The sequence below is a fragment of the Streptomyces solicamelliae genome (assembly GCF_045348655.1).
In the GTDB taxonomy this organism is placed as follows: domain Bacteria; phylum Actinomycetota; class Actinomycetes; order Streptomycetales; family Streptomycetaceae; genus Streptomyces; species Streptomyces solicamelliae.
The window spans coordinates 822,543-839,315 of the sequence record NZ_CP160404.1; the positions used below are offsets into that span (position 1 = coordinate 822,543).

General features: G+C 73.4%; 19 protein-coding genes. 13 read left to right on the top strand and 6 right to left on the bottom strand.

The genetic code is table 11. From position 1 onward, the window contains the following. The first annotated feature begins 6 nt into the window (after nt 1–6). From bioD to ABZO31_RS03835, 3 genes are read left to right on the top strand one after another with little or no spacing between them, the layout of a single operon-like run. Entirely contained in the window at nt 7–720 is a 714-nt protein-coding gene (bioD, locus tag ABZO31_RS03825; RefSeq protein WP_406859504.1) for a dethiobiotin synthase, read from the top strand. Between the two features lie 5 nt (nt 721–725). After that, nucleotides 726–1,067, top strand: coding sequence for a VOC family protein (locus ABZO31_RS03830; RefSeq protein WP_406859506.1), 342 nt, complete (start codon nt 726–728; stop codon nt 1,065–1,067). Nucleotides 1,068–1,109: 42 nt separating this feature from the next. Next, a complete protein-coding gene (locus tag ABZO31_RS03835; protein ID WP_406859508.1) occupies nt 1,110–1,781 on the top strand; it encodes a class I SAM-dependent methyltransferase in 672 nt (223 codons plus the stop codon). Between the two features lie 19 nt (nt 1,782–1,800). Here ABZO31_RS03835 and ABZO31_RS03840 read toward each other — a convergent pair whose 3' ends face one another. Both ABZO31_RS03840 and ABZO31_RS03845 read right to left on the bottom strand, forming a co-directional pair. Further along, on the bottom strand, nt 1,801–2,172 hold the full coding sequence (locus ABZO31_RS03840; protein WP_406859510.1) for a fic family toxin-antitoxin system, toxin component: 372 nt from the start codon (nt 2,170–2,172) through the stop codon (nt 1,801–1,803). Next, nucleotides 2,169–2,399, bottom strand: coding sequence for an antitoxin (locus ABZO31_RS03845; RefSeq protein ID WP_393650241.1), 231 nt, complete (start codon nt 2,397–2,399; stop codon nt 2,169–2,171). Before ABZO31_RS03845 ends, ABZO31_RS03840 begins: the two co-directional genes overlap by 4 nt. A 52-nt stretch (nt 2,400–2,451) precedes the next feature. On the opposite strand from ABZO31_RS03845, the gene ABZO31_RS03850 reads away from it, so the two are divergent. From ABZO31_RS03850 to ABZO31_RS03865, 4 genes are all read left to right on the top strand, one after another. Next, on the top strand, nt 2,452–3,324 hold the full coding sequence (locus ABZO31_RS03850) for a TIGR03621 family F420-dependent LLM class oxidoreductase (RefSeq protein WP_406859511.1): 873 nt from the start codon (nt 2,452–2,454) through the stop codon (nt 3,322–3,324). Nucleotides 3,325–3,402: 78 nt separating this feature from the next. Next, nucleotides 3,403–3,843: a GNAT family N-acetyltransferase gene (locus ABZO31_RS03855; protein WP_406859513.1), complete on the top strand. Its 441-nt coding sequence runs from the start codon at nt 3,403–3,405 to the stop codon at nt 3,841–3,843. 220 nt (nt 3,844–4,063) lie between these two features. Next, the gene (locus tag ABZO31_RS03860) at nt 4,064–5,407 is read left to right on the top strand and encodes a hemolysin family protein (RefSeq protein WP_406859514.1); all 1,344 of its coding nucleotides are present in this window, start codon (nt 4,064–4,066) and stop codon (nt 5,405–5,407) included. Next, the gene (locus ABZO31_RS03865; protein WP_406859515.1) at nt 5,404–6,423 is read left to right on the top strand and encodes a hemolysin family protein; all 1,020 of its coding nucleotides are present in this window, start codon (nt 5,404–5,406) and stop codon (nt 6,421–6,423) included. The genes ABZO31_RS03860 and ABZO31_RS03865 overlap by 4 nt, the downstream gene beginning before the upstream one ends. A gap of 3 nt (nt 6,424–6,426) precedes the next feature. Here the strand turns inward: ABZO31_RS03865 and ABZO31_RS03870 are convergent, their stop codons facing one another. Beyond that, nucleotides 6,427–7,446 carry a maleylpyruvate isomerase family mycothiol-dependent enzyme gene (locus ABZO31_RS03870; protein ID WP_406859517.1) on the bottom strand — a complete coding sequence of 340 codons (1,020 nt, stop codon included), beginning with the start codon at nt 7,444–7,446 and terminating at the stop codon, nt 6,427–6,429. A 67-nt stretch (nt 7,447–7,513) separates the two neighbouring features. On the opposite strand from ABZO31_RS03870, the gene ABZO31_RS03875 reads away from it, so the two are divergent. The 3 genes from ABZO31_RS03875 to mug are packed head-to-tail and all read left to right on the top strand — an operon-like array spanning nt 7,514 to nt 10,382. Next, complete coding sequence (locus tag ABZO31_RS03875) at nt 7,514–8,335, top strand: SGNH/GDSL hydrolase family protein (RefSeq protein ID WP_406859518.1); 822 nt, start codon at nt 7,514–7,516, stop codon at nt 8,333–8,335. Between the two features lie 59 nt (nt 8,336–8,394). Then, the gene (gene purB, locus ABZO31_RS03880; RefSeq protein WP_406859519.1) at nt 8,395–9,837 is read left to right on the top strand and encodes an adenylosuccinate lyase; all 1,443 of its coding nucleotides are present in this window, start codon (nt 8,395–8,397) and stop codon (nt 9,835–9,837) included. Continuing rightward, nucleotides 9,834–10,382, top strand: coding sequence for a G/U mismatch-specific DNA glycosylase (gene mug / locus ABZO31_RS03885; protein WP_406865245.1), 549 nt, complete (start codon nt 9,834–9,836; stop codon nt 10,380–10,382). The genes purB and mug overlap by 4 nt, the downstream gene beginning before the upstream one ends. Before the next feature lie 13 nt (nt 10,383–10,395). Here the strand turns inward: mug and ABZO31_RS03890 are convergent, their stop codons facing one another. Further along, entirely contained in the window at nt 10,396–10,833 is a 438-nt protein-coding gene (locus ABZO31_RS03890) for a hypothetical protein (RefSeq protein WP_406859520.1), read from the bottom strand. A 134-nt stretch (nt 10,834–10,967) separates the two neighbouring features. Here ABZO31_RS03890 and ABZO31_RS03895 point away from each other — a divergent pair, with 134 nt between their 5' ends. Beyond that, nucleotides 10,968–12,125, top strand: coding sequence for an ROK family protein (locus ABZO31_RS03895; protein WP_406859521.1), 1,158 nt, complete (start codon nt 10,968–10,970; stop codon nt 12,123–12,125). 78 nt (nt 12,126–12,203) lie between these two features. Here ABZO31_RS03895 and ABZO31_RS03900 read toward each other — a convergent pair whose 3' ends face one another. Together ABZO31_RS03900 and ABZO31_RS03905 are read right to left on the bottom strand one after the other, a co-directional pair. Then, nucleotides 12,204–12,944, bottom strand: a complete 741-nt coding sequence (locus ABZO31_RS03900) for a GntR family transcriptional regulator (protein ID WP_406859522.1) — start codon at nt 12,942–12,944, stop codon at nt 12,204–12,206. Between the two features lie 240 nt (nt 12,945–13,184). Beyond that, nucleotides 13,185–14,066, bottom strand: coding sequence for an RNA polymerase sigma-70 factor (locus ABZO31_RS03905; protein WP_406859524.1), 882 nt, complete (start codon nt 14,064–14,066; stop codon nt 13,185–13,187). 152 nt (nt 14,067–14,218) lie between these two features. Here ABZO31_RS03905 and ABZO31_RS03910 point away from each other — a divergent pair, with 152 nt between their 5' ends. Beyond that, nucleotides 14,219–15,049 (top strand): alpha/beta fold hydrolase, encoded by an 831-nt coding sequence (locus ABZO31_RS03910; RefSeq protein ID WP_406859525.1) that lies wholly within the window; start codon nt 14,219–14,221, stop codon nt 15,047–15,049. Between the two features lie 143 nt (nt 15,050–15,192). Then, a complete protein-coding gene (locus ABZO31_RS03915; protein WP_406859526.1) occupies nt 15,193–16,767 on the top strand; it encodes an alkaline phosphatase D family protein in 1,575 nt (524 codons plus the stop codon). Nucleotides 16,768–16,773: the final 6 nt, after the last annotated feature.

Below are 16,773 nucleotides of genomic sequence, written 5' to 3' on the forward strand. Positions count from 1 at the left end.
ATTCTTGTGAACGTCATCGTCGTCACCGGGACCGGGACGGAGATCGGCAAGACGATCGTGACCGCGGCGCTCGCCGCGGTCGCGAGCGCGCAGGGCCGCTCCGTCGCCGTGCTGAAGCCCGCGCAGACCGGCCTCGCGCCGGACGAGCCGGGCGACGCGCACACCGCCGCGCACCTCTCCGGCGCCGCGACGGCCAGCGAACTCGCCCGGTTCCCGGAGCCGTTGGCCCCCGCGACCTCCGCCCGCCGGGCCGGCCTCACCCCCGTCACTCCGGCGGAGGCCGCCGCCGCCGCGGCGAAGCTCGCCGAGGAGCACGACCTCGTGCTCGTCGAGGGCGCCGGCGGTCTCCTCGTCCGCTTCGACGAGGACGGCGGCACCCTCGCCGACGTGGCCCGCGCCCTCGACGCCCCCGTCCTGGTCGTCGCGCCCGCCGGGCTCGGCACCCTCAACGCCACGGCGCTCACCACGGAGGCCCTGCGCGCCCGGGGCCTGGACCCGCTCGGTGTGGTCGTCGGCAGCTGGCCGGACGAGCCGGACCTCGCGGAGCGCTGCAATCTGACGGACCTCCCGGAGGCCGCCGGCGCACCGCTGCTCGGCGCGGTCCCGCACGGCGCCGGCGCGCTCACGCCGGAGGAGTTCCGTACGCGCGCGGCCGGCTGGCTCGCCCCGCGGCTCGGCGGCGCGTGGGACGCGGAGGCGTTCGCCCGTTCCGTAGGCTGACGGCCATGAGAGCGAAGGTCAGCGAGATCGTGTTCGACTGCGCGGATCCGGCGGCCCTGGTCCGGTTCTGGGCGGCGCTGCTCGGCGGCGAGCCGGTGGACCGCGGTCCTGACTGGTCGTACGTCGAACCGCCCGGGTTCGTGCGGATCGCCTTCCAGCAGGTGCCGGAGGGCAAGGCGGTGAAGAACCGGCTCCATCTCGACCTGGAGGGCGGCTCGGTGTCCGCCGCCGCGGACGCGGCGGAACGGCTGGGAGCGGTGCGGGTCGGCGGGATCGTGACCGACCCGCAGGGCGATTTCCAGGTGATGCGCGACCCCGAGGGCAACGAGTTCTGCTTCGTGAACTGATCCACGGGGGAGAATGGGCGTATCCGCCCGAGGAGGTCCGTCATGTCACCACGCCCCCCGAAGGTCCGGAAGGACGCCGTCCACCATCCGCTCTTCGCCCGGTTCTACGCCCGGTTCAGCGTCCAGGCGGATCTGAAGGGCGGGGTGGCGCGGCACCGCGAGGCGCTGCTGTCCGGCCTGTCGGGCCGGGTGATCGAGATCGGCGCGGGCAACGGGCTGAACTTCGCGTACTACCCGGGCGCGGTCTCCGAGGTGGTGGCGATCGAACCGGAGCGTCATCTGCGGCAGTTGGCCACGGATGCCGCGCTGCGGGCGGGCGTTCCGGTGGACGTGGTTCCGGGTGCGGCGGAGGCGCTGCCGGTGAAGAGCGAGGCGTTCGACGCGGCGGTGGCGTCGCTGGTGCTGTGCACGGTACGGGATGTGCCGCGGGCGCTCCAGGAGCTGTACCGGGTGCTGCGCCCGGGCGGCGAACTGCGCTTCTTCGAGCACGGCCGGGCGCCGGGGCGGGCGATGGCGACCGCGCAGCGGGGCCTGGACCTGACGGTGTGGCCGCTGCTGTTCGGCGGCTGTCACACGGCGCGGGAGCCGGTGCGGGCGATCGAGGCGGCCGGCTTCGAGGACGTGTCGTACCGCAGTCTGCTGATCCCGGAGAAGGGCCCGCGGATGCCGTCGTCGTACTGCGTCCTGGGCTCGGCGCGCCGACCGTCGGCCTGACGGACCGGGTCCCGACGGCTCAGCGGGTCCAGCCGCGCAGTTCGTCGGCGACGGCTCGCACGTCCCCCTTGCCGTCCTTGACGAGCCGGGCCAGGTCCCGGACCTGCTCGGGCGAGGTGACGACCTTCAACCCGCAGGCGACGAGATAGCCGTAGGCGACGGCGGAGGCGTACATGGCGTTGGAGTGCTCCAACGCCGGTACGTGCAGGAGGAGTTGGAGCAGCGCGGCGGCGCGGGCGTGCGGGTCGGTGTAGACGGACACGCCGAAGATCTCGGCCTCGTGCCGGGCGACCGCGGCGATCAGGGCGCCCCAGTCGGTCACCTGCGGGTCCCCCGGCGTCCGGTGCTCGGCGACCATGAGCAGCCAGGACAGGTCGATGTCGACGGTCATGCGGCGCGGCCGGGGTGCTCCTGCCCGAACTCCTCGGCGAACACGGTCTCGTACTCGCGCATGAAGTCGGCGGCGGCCTCGACGAAGGCCCGCCCGACCTCGCCCGCGTCCTGCTGCACGAGTTCTTCGATGTACCGGTTGACGCTCACCCCGCGCTGCTGGGCCCGCCGGCGGGCCACTTCCGCGGTGGTCTCGTCCACGCGTACGTTCAGCTGTGTCTTGGCCACATCGCCACGCTAGCGCCGATCTGCTAGCACCGACAAGGGGAGAGACCCGTACATGTACGCGACCGAATTACCCGTCCGTCCCTTCCGTTTCGGCGTCAACATGGTCGGCCACAGCACCGGCGAGGAGTGGCGCGCCCGCTGCCGGCGCGCGGAGGAACTCGGGTACGACCGGATCCTCGTCGCCGACCATCTGGGCATGCCCGCCCCCTTCCCCGCGCTGGTCGCCGCCGCGGCCGTGACCAGCCGGCCGCGGCTCGGCACCTTCGTGCTCAACGCCGGCTTCTGGAATCCGGCCTTGCTGGCCCGCGAGGTCGCGACGACGCAGGCGCTGACGGACGGGCGGCTCGAACTGGGCATCGGCACGGGCTACGTACGCGAGGAGCACGAGGCGGCGGGCATCGACTTCCTGCCGCCCGGCGAGCGCGTCGCCCTGCTGGAGCGCACGGTCGAGGAGCTGGACCGGCATCTCGACGGCCAGGCGCCGCCCCTGCTGATCGGCGGCAACGGCGACCGGCTGCTGCGGCTCGCGGCGCGCCGCGCCGAGGTGGCGGCGTTCACCGGCGGACGCACCGAGAGCGGGCGGGTGCGGGTGCTGACCGCCGAGGAGCTGGACGCGCGGGTCGCGGCGTACACCCGGTTCGAACGGGAGGCCGGCCGGGAGGCGCCGGCCGAACGGAACCTGCTGGTCCAGCGTGTCGTGCTGACGGAGGACCGCGCGGCAGCGGTGGCGGAGTTCCTCCCCCATGTCCCCTACCTGACCGAGAAGCAGGCCCTCGAACTGCCGCTGCTCCTCGTCGGCACGGTGCGGGAGATCGCCGACCGGCTGCGGGCGCAGCGTGCGCGGTACGGCTTCTCGTACGTCACGGTGCTGCAGGACTCGATGGAGGCGTTCGGGGAGGTCGTCGCGGAGCTCCGGAAGGACTGACCGCACCGGAGGCCGGCAGCGTGTCCACACCGTGGAATTCGCTCGCCCGGCCGGGGACGGCTCTGCTTGGCTCGACGCATGGACGATCTTGTGCGTATCCGCCCGGCCGGTCCCGACGACATCGACGCCGTGCTGGCGTTCTGGCGGGAGTCCGCCGAGGGCACCAGCATCACCGACGACCGGGACGGGGTGGCGCGACTCGTGACCCGGGACCCCGAGGCGCTGATCCTCGCCGAGCGGGACGGTGTGCTCGTGGGGAGCGTGATCGCCGGGTACGACGGATGGCGCTGCCATCTGTACCGGCTGGCCGTGCACCCGGAGCACCGCCGGCAGGGCATCGGCGGGGCGCTGCTGGACGCGGCGGAGGAGCGGTTCGCACGGCTCGGCGGGCGGCGGGCGGACGCGATGGTGCTCGACCGGAACGAGCTCGGGCAGCGGGCGTGGCAGGCCGCCGCGTACGCGCCGCAGGAGCAGTGGACCCGCTGGGTCAAGCCGCTGGCCGGGCACGGCACCTCGTGAGGGCATGAGCGTGCGAGGGCGTGGAGGCGTCCGCGATGTGGCCGGATGACGGCCCTGCTTTGCCTGTCCTTTACCATGGTCTTCTTTCGCCCGGCGCGAGCGCGCCCGGGCACCGAACGACGACCGAAAGGTGTGAGCGTCCGCCCATGGGCGAGCCTCCCAGTAGCAGACATCGAGCGATCCGCCTCCCCCTGCCCGATCATGGGACGGAGGTGAACCGATGACCGAAGTGCTCCTGCTCCTGGTGGCGCTCCTGCTCGCCGTGGCGTGCGGCGCCTTCGTCGCGGCGGAGTTCTCGCTGACCACCGTCGAACGCGCCGACCTCGAGCGCGCCGCGGAGCGCGGCGAGCGGGGCGCAGGCGGCGCGCTGAAGGCCGTACGGTCCCTCACCTTCCAGCTCTCCGGCGCGCAGCTGGGCATCACCGTGACCAACCTGGTCGTCGGCATGCTGGCCGAGCCCTCGATCGCCGCGCTGCTGCGCGGACCGTTCGAGGCGATCGGCCTGTCCGCGTCGGTGGCCTCGTCGGTGGCGCTGGTCGTCGGCACGGCCCTGTCGACCGTGGTCCTGATGGTCGTCGGCGAGCTGGTACCGAAGAACTGGGCGATCTCCTCGCCGCTGGCCATGGCGAAGGTGGTGGGCAACCCGCAGCGGGTGTTCTCCACCGCGTTCAAGCCCCTGATCACCCACCTGAACAACACCGCCAACCGCATCCTGCGCCGGCTCGGCCTGGAGCCGACCGAGGAGCTGGCCTCCGCCCGCTCCCCGCAGGAGCTGGTGGCGCTGGCCCGGCACTCGGCGAAGGAGGGCGCCCTCGAGGCGGACACCGCCGAGCTGTTCGTCCGCACGCTCAACCTGGCGGAGCTGGACGCCGAGAACGTGATGACGCCGCGGGTCCAGGTCACCGCCCTCGACGTGCAGGCCACGGCCGAGGACGTCGCCAACGCGACCCGCGCGACCGGCCTGTCCCGGTTCCCGGTCTACCGGGGCAACCTCGACACGGTCGTGGGCATCGCCCACATCAAGGACGTGCTGGCCATACCGGCCGACGAGCGGCGCCGCCGCAGCGTCGCCGACATCGTGCGCGAGCCGCTGCTGGTGCCGGAGACGCTGACCGTGGACCGGCTGCTCGACCGGCTGTCCGGGAAGCGGACGATGGCCGTGGTCATCGACGAGTACGGCGGCACGGCCGGCGTGGTGACCCTGGAGGACATCGTCGAGGAGGTCGTCGGCGAGGTCCGCGACGAGCACGACCCGCACGAGACCCCGGACCTGGCCCGGGCGGGCGTCGACGAGGACGGGCGCGAGCTCTGGTCCGCCGACGGCGCGGCCCGTACGGACCAGCTGCAGGCCATCGGCATGCGCGTGCCGGACGGCCCGTACGAGACGCTGGCCGGGGTCCTCGCGACGCTGCTCGGCCGGATCCCCGAGGTCGGCGACAGCGTCGAGCTGGTGGGCTGGCGGCTGGACGTCGTGGACGCCTCCGGCCGGCGCGCGGCGCGGGTGCTGATGCACGCGCCGACGGACGGGGACGGTACGGACGAGTCCCGGGAGGCGGGCCGATGATCGCGATCCAGTTGCTGATCGGCCTGCTGACGCTGGTCGTGAACGCGTTCTTCGTCGGCGCGGAGTTCGCGCTGATCTCCGTACGCCGCAGTCAGATCGAGCCGCTGGCGGAGGCCGGGAACCGGCGGGCGCGCAGCGTCATGTGGGGTCTGGAGCACGTCTCGGCGCTGCTCGCGGCGGCGCAGCTCGGCATCACGCTGTGCACCCTGGTGCTCGGCATCGTGGCCGAGCCGGCCATCGAGCACCTGCTGGAGCCGATGTTCGACGCGATGGGCGTGCCGCACGGCGTGGCCACCACGATCTCGTTCGCGATCGCGCTGGCCCTGGCGACGTACCTGCACATGCTGCTCGGCGAGATGGTGCCGAAGAACATCGCGCTCGCCGAGCCGACGCGTACGGCCCTGGCGCTCGGACCGCCGCTGGTGACCCTGACGCGAGCGCTGCGGCCGGTGATCTTCACGATCAACGCCTTCGCCAACGGGCTGCTGAAGCTGCTGCGGGTGGAGCCCAAGAACGAGGTCGCGGCCACGTTCTCGGACGACGAGCTGGCCCGGATGGTCACCGACGCCGGGGACGCGGGCCTGCTCGACGACCGTGCGGCCGAGCGGCTGCACGACGCGCTCGAGCTGGGCCGCCGCCCGGTCCGGGACGTGGTGATGCCGGTGGAGCGCGTGGTGTACGCGCGGGCCGGCACCACGCCGGAGGAGCTGGAGGCCCTGTCGGCCGAATCGGGCTTCTCCCGCTTCCCGGTGGTGGACGCGGGCCGGAAGATCCTCGGCTACCTCCATGTGAAGGACGCGCTCGACGTCACCCCGCGCGACCTGCCGTTCCCGGTGTCGGCGCTGCGGCCGATCGCCCGGGTGCGGGCGGCGACGCCGCTGGACGACGTGCTGACGGCGATGCGCCGCAGCCGGACGCACCTGGCGGCGGTCCTGGACGAGGACGGCAAGCTGGCCGGACTCGTCACGATGGAAGACGTGCTGCGGGAGCTGGTGGGCCGGCCGCTGGCGCCCTAGCGCTCACAGCGCGGTGGCACCCCGCCAGGCGTCGAGGAGCCCGCGGTCGCCGGTGACGGCGAGCCGCGGGTTCTCCGTCTCGTACCGGCCGTGGACGAACAGCAGCAGATCGGCGACGTCGCCGCGCACCGTCGCGGTGGCGTCGCCCTCCGCCGTGCGCCGCCAGGCGAAGCCGCCCCCGCCGAGCGTGACGTTCCACACGGCGCCGGTGTCGCCCGCCTCCAGGCGGAGCACCGCGCCGTCGCGGCCGAGCTGGGCGATCGGCTCGGCGACCCACGGGAGGTGGGCGGCGTTCGACAGGAAGTGGTCGATGCCGTCGGCGGCGTGGGAGGGCTCGATCGGGCCCGGTCCCCCGCCCAGCGCCAGCTCGGCGTCGGCGAGGTGCACCAGCAGCTCGGCGAGAAGGTGCCGCGGGTAGTACCGCACGTGCGGGTCGCCGCCGGGCGACCAGAGGCCGGTGTCGGGGTCGGCGTTCCGAAGAGTGCCCAGGCAGGAGTGGGCGGAGGCGGCCAGCCAGCCGGGGTACGCGGCCGGGTCCTCCGGCAGGTCCAGCGGAAGGTCTGCGGCACGGACGCGCGTCGTGGACCGGGTGCCGACGAGGTGCCCGGCCCAGCGGTGCACGGAGCCGACGTGCCGGGTCAGGTGGGCCAGGGTCCAGCCGGGGCAGGTGGGAACGGGCGTGGCCGGGTCGGCGTCCTGCACGGTCTTCACGAACCGGCGGCCGAGGTCCTCGACGGCGTCGCACTGCGCGGCGTGCACGTCCAGGGTGAGGCCGAAGCCTTCGGAGGTGGTGAGCAGCGCGTCGCGGTACGGGCCGGGCTCCTGGCGGAGCGCGGCCTCGCGGAAGAGCCGGTCGAGGGTCCGGCGGTCGGCCTCGGAGAGCCTGCCGAGGATGTAGCCGGTGCTCTCCAGCCACGTGACCGCCATGTCCTGGTCGAGCGCCTCGTCGTCGTCACAGGTGTCGATCATCGTCACCAGGTCCGCCAGCGCCTCCGCCAGCGCGCTCTGCAGCGCCTCGCTCATTGGGTCTTCCCCTCCCGGTCTCCCGCGGATCCGTGCGCGCCATACCGCGCGGTATGATCGCTCCGCCATGGAGATCAATGCTCGTTACAACAGTCTCGTCGCCCTGGGCGACAGTTTCACCGAGGGTATGTCCGACCGGTTGCCGGACGGGACGTACCGCGGCTGGGCCGACCTCCTGGCCGCCCGTCTGGCGACGCGTACCCCGGGATTCCGGTATGCGAACCTCGCCGTCCGCGGAAAACTGATCGGCCAGATCGTCGAGGAGCAGGTCGACGCGGCCGCCGCGATGCAGGCGGACGTGGTGACGCTGGTCGGCGGGCTCAACGACACCCTGCGGCCGAAGTGCGACATGGGCCGGGTGCGCGGGCTGCTGACCGAGGCGGTCGAGAAGCTGGCGCCGTCCTGCGGGCAGCTGGTGCTGATGCGTTCCCCCGGCCGGAACGGCCCGGTGATGGAGCGTTTCCGACCCCGGATGGAGGAGCTGTTCGACCACATCGACCAGCTCGCCGCCCGGCACGGCGCGCTGGTGGTCGACCTGTACGGCGCTCCCGCCCTGGGCGACCAACGGATGTGGGACGTCGACCGGCTGCACCTGACCGACGAGGGGCACCGTCGGGTGGCCGAGGCCGTGTGGCAGTCCCTGGGTCTGCCGGCCGAGGACGACTGGCGCACCGAACTGCCGCCGGCCGTACGCCCGGCCTGGGCGGCCCGGCGGGTCGCCGACGCGCGCTTCGCCCGGGAGTACCTCGGGCCCTGGGTCATGCGGCGCCTGACCGGCCGGTCCTCGGGCGACGGCCTGCCGCCCAAGCGCCCGGAGCTGCTGCCGTACGCCGCGTCGCCGAACGGGTCCGGTCCCGACGGGGCCGGCAACGTGACGAGCGTCTCGTAGCAAGCTCCCAACCGGGCCATGGCGCTGGCCTGCAGAAACCGCCAGTAGAATCAGGACACGTGACTGCTGTGACTGCGAAGCCCCGCATCCCCAACGTCCTGGCCGGCCGCTACGCCTCCGCGGAGCTCGCCGTCCTCTGGTCCCCCGAGCAGAAGGTGAAGCTGGAGCGCCGGCTGTGGCTCGCGGTGCTGCGTGCCCAGAAGGACCTCGGGATCGAGGTGCCGGACGAGGCGCTCGCCGACTACGAGCGCGTCCTCGACCAGGTCGACCTCGGCTCGATCGCCGAGCGCGAGAAGGTCACCCGGCACGACGTGAAGGCCCGGATCGAGGAGTTCAACGCCCTCGCCGGCCACGAGCACGTCCACAAGGGCATGACCTCGCGCGACCTCACCGAGAACGTCGAGCAGCTGCAGATCCGGCTCTCCCTGGAGCTGATGCGCGACCGCACGGTCGCCGTCCTCGCGCGGCTCGGCAAGCTGTCCGGCGAGTACGCGGAGCTGGTCATGGCCGGCCGCTCGCACAACGTCGCCGCCCAGGCCACCACCCTCGGCAAGCGCTTCGCCACCGCCGCGGACGAGCTGCTGGTCGCGTACGCCCGCCTGGAGGACCTGCTCGGCCGCTACCCGCTGCGCGGGATCAAGGGCCCGGTCGGCACCGCGCAGGACATGCTGGACCTGCTCGGCGGCGACGCCGACAAGCTGGCCGACCTCGAGCAGCGGATCGCCGGTCACCTCGGCTTCGCGCACGCCTTCACCTCGGTCGGCCAGGTCTACCCGCGCTCCCTCGACTACGACGTGGTCAGCACCCTGGTGCAGCTGGCCGCCGCGCCGTCCTCGATCGCGAAGACCATCCGGCTGATGGCCGGTCACGAGTTGGTGACCGAGGGCTTCAAGCCCGGCCAGGTCGGCTCGTCCGCGATGCCGCACAAGATGAACACCCGCTCCTGCGAGCGCGTCAACGGCCTGATGGTCATCCTGCGCGGGTACGCGTCGATGACCGGCGAGCTGGCCGGCGATCAGTGGAACGAGGGCGACGTGTCGTGCTCGGTGGTCCGCCGTGTGGCGCTGCCGGACGCGTTCTTCGCGCTCGACGGTCTGCTCGAGACCTTCCTCACCGTGCTCGACGAGTTCGGCGCCTTCCCGGCCGTCATCGCCCGCGAGCTCGACCGGTACCTGCCGTTCCTCGCCACCACCAAGGTCCTCATGGGCGCGGTGCGCGCGGGCGTCGGCCGCGAGGTCGCGCACGAGGCCATCAAGGAGAACGCCGTCGCCTCCGCGCTCGCCATGCGCGAGCAGGGCGCCGAGCGCAACGAGCTGCTCGACAAGCTGGCCGCCGACGAGCGCATCCCGCTGGACCGCGCGGAGCTCGACGCGCTGATGGCCGACAAGCTGTCCTTCACCGGCGCGGCCGCGGGCCAGGTGGCCACGGTCGTCGGCCGCATCGAGGAGCTCGTCAAGCAGCACCCCGAGGCCGCGGGCTACACCCCGGGAGCCATCCTCTGACCCGGTTCACCCCGGCGGAGCTGGAGGCCGCTCGCGACCGCGTCGTCCCCGACGTGGCCGCGGGCGGCCTTTCCGTACTCTTCTGCGGCATCAACCCGGGGCTGATGACCGCCGCCACCGGCCACCACTTCGCCCGCCCCGGCAACCGGTTCTGGCCGGTGCTCCACCTGTCCGGCTTCACCCCGCGCCGGCTGCTGCCGGAGGAGCAGGGCGAACTGCTCGCGTACGGGCTCGGCATCACCAACGTGGTCGCCCGCCCCACCGCGCGGGCCGACGAGCTGAGCGCGGAGGAGCACCGCGAGGGCGGCCGGATCCTCGCCGCGAAGGTGCGGGAGCTGCGGCCCCGTTGGCTCGCCGTGGTCGGCGTGACCGCCTACCGGGCCGCCTTCGCCGAGCCGAAGGCTCGCATCGGGCCGCAGGAACGGACCATCGGCGAGACCCGCATCTGGGCCCTGCCCAACCCCAGCGGGCTGAACGCGCACTGGACGGCCGAGACGATGGCGGAGGAGTACGGACGGCTGCGGGCGGCGGCCGCCGGGGAGTGAGCGTCCGAGACCGTCAGGGCGGGTCGACCTCGGTGACCAGCAGGACGAGTTCAAAAGGCAGTTCGTCGTCCCACTGGGAGACGCCGAGCCCTATCCAGCGGCCGTCCGCCCGCCACAGGTAGAGGTCGGGCGTGTGGTTGCTGAGGACGTCCCACGGTTCCGGTATGTCCTCGCCGTCCATGGAGCGGGCGAGGACGGAGAAGAGCGAGACGTGCTCGTGCGCGCCCCAGCGGGCGGCGAGCAGTTCGCCGAGCGCGTCCCGCTCCGCTTCGTACTGCTCCTCCACCTCTAAGCGACGGGTGCCGTCGTCCTCCCAGAACTCCTCGCTGCGGGCGAGCGAGGCGACATGGAAGCCCGGACCGCTGTCGCACAGCCCGGATCTGACCGGCGACTCCGGGAAGGGGTCGAGTCGGAGCCGGTCGATCGTCGCGAGATGGCCTGCGAGGGTCATGGATCAAGTAAAGCGAAGCCCACTGACAGTCGGCGGTCGGCCGAGGGTCCGTCAGACGCCCACTCGCCTCGCCGTCCTTGACAACCATTGAGTACCATCCGGCAGACACGCGCTGCGAGCTGGGAGGACACACTGTGGGGCGGCTGACCGGCGGGGACCCGTCGCTGCTGCGGCGGATCAATTCCGCAGTGGTGCTCCATGCGCTGCGCGGATCCGACGCGCTGACGCTCACCGACCTCACCCGGGTCACCGGCCTGTCCCGGCCGACCGTCGAGGGCGTGACGGAGGGCCTGATGGCGACCGGTCTGGTCGTCGAGGCGGCGCCGGAGGAGCGCGAGACCCGGCGGCAGGGCCGGCCGGCGCGGAGGTTCCGCTTCCGTGTCGAGGCAGGGCATCTGCTGGGGGTCGAGATCGGCCCGCACCGGGTCGCCGCGCTGCTGTCCGGGCTCGACGGCCGGATCATGATGGCCGGTTCCCGCGAGGTCTCCGAGACGGCGTCGGCGGACGAACGGCTGGAGCGGGTCCGCGCGGTGGTCGCCGACGTCCTGCGGCGGGCCGGGGTGCCGCGGAGCAATCTGCGCGCGGTCGGCGTCGGCACGCCCGGGATCGTCGAGGCGGACGGCACGGTCCGGCTGAGCACGGCGCTGCCCGGCTGGACGGGCCTGGCGCTGGGCGAGCGGCTGCGCCGCTCGTTCCGCTGCCCGGTGCTCGTGGAGAACGACGCCAACGCGGCGGCGGTCGCCGAGCACTGGAAGGGCGCCGCGACGGACTCGGACGACATCGTGTTCGTGCTCGCCGGGCTCAGCCCGGGCGCGGGCTCGCTGATCGGCGGGCGGCTGCACCGGGGTTACGGCGGGGCGGCCGGCGAGATCGGGGCGCTGCATCTGCTGGGCCGTGAGGTCACCCCGGAGACGCTGCTCTCGACGACGGACGAACCGCTGCACCCGCTCGACGAGCAGGCGGTGGCCGAGGTGTTCGCGCTGGCGCGCAGCGGGGACGCCCGGGCGCAGGCGGCGGTGGACCGGTTCATCCAGCGGCTGGTCCACGATGTGGCGGCGCTGGTCCTCGCGCTGGATCCGGAGCTGGTGGTGGTCGGCGGCTGGGCAGCCGGTCTGGACGGGGTGCTGCAGCCGCTGCGCGAGGAGCTGGCCCGGTTCTGTCTGCGCCCGCCGCGGGTGGCGCTGTCCCTGCTGGGCGAGGCGGCGGTGGGTACGGGCGCGCTGAAGCTGGCGCTGGACCATGTCGAGGAGCAGTTGTTCGCCGTGGACGGGGCGGTGACGTCCCGGCGGTGAGCGGGCGCGACGCGAAGCGGCCCCGGCGTTCGGTGAACGCCGGGGCCGCTTCGTGTCGTCGGTGGGTCGGTCGGTGCGTCAGGAGGCCATGACGAGGTCGCCGGAGTCGCCGAAGGTGAGGCGGCAGGTGTCGGCGCGGTAGGTGGCCGCCGACACGGCGGCGGTGCGGCCCTCGGAGAGGTACCGGGTGGTGACGACGAGCACCGGCGCGCCGGGCAGCCGGTCGAGTTCCTTGGCGTCGTCGGCGCGGGCGGAGCCGAGTTCCACGGAGCGGTCCTGGCCGTCGAGGGCCAGTCGCTGCAGTTCGCGCAGGACGGCGCGGGCGCGCGCGGGGCCGCCGAGCGGGTCGGCGGTGGGGCGCTCGGGGACGCAGCCGAAGGGCACGTACAGCAGCTCGGCGGCGACGGGCTGGCCCTGGCTGACGCGCAGTCGGCGCACCACGTGGACGGGCTCGTCGGGCTCGGTGTCGAGCTGGCGGGCGACCGCGGCGGGCGGGACGTCGACGGCGGAGTCGAGGGACTGCCAGACGTCCTCGCCGGCGCCGGGCCAGGCCTGCTGGGCGGTGGAGACGTCGACGCCCATGCGGGGCGGGGCGACGGTGGTGCCGACGCCGCGGCGGCGCTGCAGCCGACCCTCGAGCTCGAGCTGTTCCAGGGCCTGGCGGAGCGTGGCGCGGGCGACGCCGAAGCGGGCGGCGAGCTCGCGTTCGTTCGGCAGGATCTCGCCGACGGCGAAGTCGGAGTCCAGCGCCTCGCCGATCACGGTCTTGAGGTGCCAGTACTTGGGCTCCGGCACCGAATCCAGCTGCGTGGTCCCCACCCTGATCCTCCGCAAGATCCGTGTCCTCGGCGGCTTTTCCGCGCCCTTGTTTATTAAAGGTTCCTGCACTAACTCTGCGACCATAGGACGGCGCATCTCCTTGGTCAAGACCAATCCTGCGTCGGGTCGGCTCAGCACCGGGTCTCCGGCGCGGATGTTCACAGGACGTTCGCGCCGTCGTGAGCCGTGCGCAGCAATCCGCCCCGGGTTCGGGCGGACACGGGGCGGCGGCGGGAGGGTCTAGACGGGTACGGCCTGGAGTTTGTCCGGATTGCGCATGATGTAGACGCATTGGATCGCTCCGTCGGCGCTCTCGATCTGGAAGACCACGTCGACCCGCCCGTCGACCACGCCGACCAGCGCCGGAGCGCCGTTGATCTCGTCGAAGCGGTACGTGTGGTCCGCGACCTCGGTCCGCGCGACGGCGAACAGGAACCGGCCCACCTTGTCGGCGCTCTCCACGACCCGCAGCGGGCTCTTGGACTTGCCGCCGCTGTCGCCGACCAGCCGGACGTCCGGGGCGAGCAGCGCGAGCAGCTCCGCCAGGTCGCCGCCGGCCGCGGCCTCGAGGAACCGTTCGGTCAGCGCGCGTCGTTCGGCGGGGTCGACGTCGTACCGCGGGCGGCCCTCGTCGACATGGCGGCGGGCGCGGCCGGCGAGCTGGCGCACGGCGGACTCGGTGCGGTCGAGGGTGGCGGCGATCTCGGCGTACGGGAAGCCGAAGGCCTCCCGGAGCACGAACACCGCACGCTCCAGCGGGGAGAGCGATTCGAGGACCACGAGCACGGCGAGCGAGACGGACTCGGCGAGCACGGCCCGCTCGGCGGTGTCGGGCACGGCCGAGCCGAAGTCGGTGACGACGGGTTCGGGGAGCCAGGGGCCGACGTACGCCTCCCGGCGCGCCTGGACCTGGCGCAGCCGGTCGACGGCGAGGCGGGTGGTGACCCGTACGAGATAGGCGCGGGGCTCTCGGACCTGTTGTACGTCGGCGGCGATCCAGCGCAGCCAGGCCTCCTGGACCACGTCCTCGGCGTCGGCCGCGCGGCCGAGCATCCGGTACGCGACGCCCGTCAGCAGCGGGCGGTGCTCTTCGAACAGGTCGGTCGCAGTCTCCGTCACCACTCCCCCATCCCAGCCCGGGGCCCGCGCCGTGTCCACTGCAGCCCGTCCCTTTCGGCCGCCGCTGTCCCCCGCCTCTTCCGGCTACCCCTTGAACTCGACCCTACCGGTGGGTAATTCTCCCTGACAGGGTGTCTACGAGAGGGAGCAGTCGCATGTCCGCACAGATCGAGTTCACCATCGAGACCCCGCTGGGGCCGGGCGAGGTGTCGGTGACATACGACCGGCGCGGCGAGGGCGAGCCGCTGCTGCTGCTCCACGGCATCGGCCACCACTGGCAGGCCTGGGAGCCGGTGATCCCGGTGCTCGCCGCGGAGCGCGACGTCATCGCCGTGGACCTGCCGGGCTTCGGCGCGTCCGCCCCGCTGCCGGACGGCTGCGGGTACGACCTGACGACGGTGGTACCGGTCCTGGGCGCGCTGTGCGAGGCCCTCGGGATCGAGCGGCCGCACGTCGCGGGCAACTCGCTCGGCGGACTCCTCGCCCTCGAAATGGGGCGGCAGAAGCTGGTGCGGTCGGTGACCGCGCTCTCCCCCGCGGGCTTCTGGTCCGAGGGCGAGCGGCGGTACGCCTTCGGCACCCTGCGCGCGATGCGCGCGGCCGCCTCCGCCATGCCGCTGCCGCTCATCGACCGGCTGTCCCGCTCGGCGGCCGGACGGGCCGTCCTCACCGGCACCATCTACGCCCGGCCCGCGCGCCGTTCGCCCGAGGAGGCGTTCGCCGAGGCGCTCGCACTGCGCGGGGCGACCGGCTTCCGCCGGACCCTGGAGTCCGGCCGCGGTGTCGCGCTCACCCAGGACGTCACCGGGCTGCCGGTCACCATCGCCTGGGGCAGCCAGGACCGGCTGCTCCTGCGCCGGCAGGGCGTCCGGGCCAAGCAGGCCATCCCGGAGGCCCGCCTGGTGCGGCTGCCGGGCTGCGGCCACGTGCCGATGAACGACGACCCGGCGCTGGTCGCCCGCGTCATCCTCGACGGCAGTCGCTGACGACAGTCACAGACGACAGTCACTGACGGCACATCACCTCGCGTGCCCCGCAGCGTTGTTCACGCGGGGTTCGCGCGGTCGCCGCCGCCGGGCGTTAGGCATGGGTCGGCACACCGGCCCCGCCCGACCGCCTGGAGGCGACGATGTCGTACGGCACACCGAGTCCGAACCCCGCCCGGCGCAGCGTGCTGCGCGGCTCCCTGGCCGCGACGGCGGCGCTCTCGCTGGGCGCCGCCGCGGCCCCCGCGCTCGCGCTGTCGGGCCGGCCGCGCGCCGCCTGGGGCGTCCAGGCCGGGGACGTCACCGCGACGTCGGGCCTGGTGTGGGTGCGGGCGGACAGGCCGGCCCGGATGCTGGTGGAGACCGCGGCGACCGAGTCGTTCCGCGGCGCCCGCCGCTGGTACGGGCCGCTGCTGGGTCCCGGCAGCGACTTCACGGGGACGACCGCCCTGCGCGGGCTGCCGCCGGGCGAGCAGATCCACTATCGGGTCACCCTGGCCGACCCCGACGACCCGCGCCGCGCCGGCGAGCCCGTCACCGGCACCTTCCGCACGGCTCCGGCGCGCCGCCGGGACGGTGTGCGGTTCCTGTGGTCGGGCGACATCGCCGGGCAGGGCTGGGGCATCAACCCGGACATCGGCGGCTTCCGCGCCTTCGAGGAGATGCGCCGGCTGGACCCGGACTTCTTCCTGTGCAGCGGCGACACCGTGTACGCGGACGGCCCGATCCAGCCGAGCGTGACGCTGCCGGACGGCCGGGTCTGGCGCAACCTGACGACGCCGGAGAAGTCGAAGGTCGCCGAGACCCTCGACGAGTACCGCGGCAACTTCCGCTACAACCTGCTCGACCACAACGTGCGGGCGTTCAACGCCCAGGTGCCGTCCGTCGTGCAGTGGGACGACCACGAGGTGCGCAACAACTGGTACCCCGGCCAGATCCTGGAGGACGCGCGCTACACGGAGAAGGACGTGGACGTGCTCTCCGCCCGTGCGGTACAGGCGTTCGGCGAGTACTTCCCGGTGTCCACGCTGCAGCCGAGCGGCGCGGACCGGCGGATGCACCGCGTGGTCCGGTACGGCCCGCTGCTCGACGTGTTCGTCCTGGACATGCGCTCGTACCGGAACGCGAACTCGCCCGGCCGGCAGGCCGACGACGGCACCGGCATCCTGGGCGCGGAGCAGCTGGAGTGGCTGAAGCGGGAGCTGAGCCGGTCGCGCGCGGTGTGGAAGGTGCTGGCCGCGGACATGCCGCTCGGCCTGGTGGTGCCGGACGGCGCGGCGAACATCGAGGCGATCGCGCAGGGCGACCCGGGCGCCCCGCTCGGCCGCGAGCTGCAGATCGCGGAGCTGCTGCGGTTCGTCAAGCACCGCCGGATCACCGGCACCCTGTGGCTGACGGCGGACGTGCACTACACCTCGGCGCAGCACTACGCGCCGGAGCGGGCCGCGTTCCAGGACTTCGCGCCGTTCTGGGAGTTCGTCTCGGGTCCGCTCGCCGCCGGTGGCTTCCCGGCCAACGCCCTGGACGCGACGTTCGGCCCGGAGCGGGTCTTCGTCCGCGCGCCGGAGCGCGCCAATCTGTCGCCGATGGAGTCGCCGCAGTACTTCGGCGAGGTCGACATCGACGGCGACAGCGGCGAACTGACGGTCCGTCTGCGGGCCGAGGGCGGGCTTGTGCTCTTCTCGAAGACTCTGCGGCCGGGGCTGGTGGGCCAGTAGACGGGC

What these genes read in the sequence shown, in the direction of transcription:
- ABZO31_RS03830 (WP_406859506.1), top strand. Translation starts at nt 726, where the DNA reads ATGAGAGCGAAGGTCAGCGAGATCGTGTTCGACTGCGCGGATCCGGCG.
- ABZO31_RS03835 (WP_406859508.1), top strand. Translation starts at nt 1,110, where the DNA reads ATGTCACCACGCCCCCCGAAGGTCCGGAAGGACGCCGTCCACCATCCG.
- ABZO31_RS03840 (WP_406859510.1), bottom strand. Translation starts at nt 2,172, where the DNA reads ATGACCGTCGACATCGACCTGTCCTGGCTGCTCATGGTCGCCGAGCAC.
- ABZO31_RS03850 (WP_406859511.1), top strand. Translation starts at nt 2,452, where the DNA reads ATGTACGCGACCGAATTACCCGTCCGTCCCTTCCGTTTCGGCGTCAAC.
- ABZO31_RS03855 (WP_406859513.1), top strand. Translation starts at nt 3,403, where the DNA reads ATGGACGATCTTGTGCGTATCCGCCCGGCCGGTCCCGACGACATCGAC.
- ABZO31_RS03860 (WP_406859514.1), top strand. Translation starts at nt 4,064, where the DNA reads ATGACCGAAGTGCTCCTGCTCCTGGTGGCGCTCCTGCTCGCCGTGGCG.
- ABZO31_RS03865 (WP_406859515.1), top strand. Translation starts at nt 5,404, where the DNA reads ATGATCGCGATCCAGTTGCTGATCGGCCTGCTGACGCTGGTCGTGAAC.
- ABZO31_RS03870 (WP_406859517.1), bottom strand. Translation starts at nt 7,446, where the DNA reads ATGAGCGAGGCGCTGCAGAGCGCGCTGGCGGAGGCGCTGGCGGACCTG.
- ABZO31_RS03875 (WP_406859518.1), top strand. Translation starts at nt 7,514, where the DNA reads ATGGAGATCAATGCTCGTTACAACAGTCTCGTCGCCCTGGGCGACAGT.
- ABZO31_RS03890 (WP_406859520.1), bottom strand. Translation starts at nt 10,833, where the DNA reads ATGACCCTCGCAGGCCATCTCGCGACGATCGACCGGCTCCGACTCGAC.
- ABZO31_RS03910 (WP_406859525.1), top strand. Translation starts at nt 14,219, where the DNA reads ATGTCCGCACAGATCGAGTTCACCATCGAGACCCCGCTGGGGCCGGGC.
- ABZO31_RS03915 (WP_406859526.1), top strand. Translation starts at nt 15,193, where the DNA reads ATGTCGTACGGCACACCGAGTCCGAACCCCGCCCGGCGCAGCGTGCTG.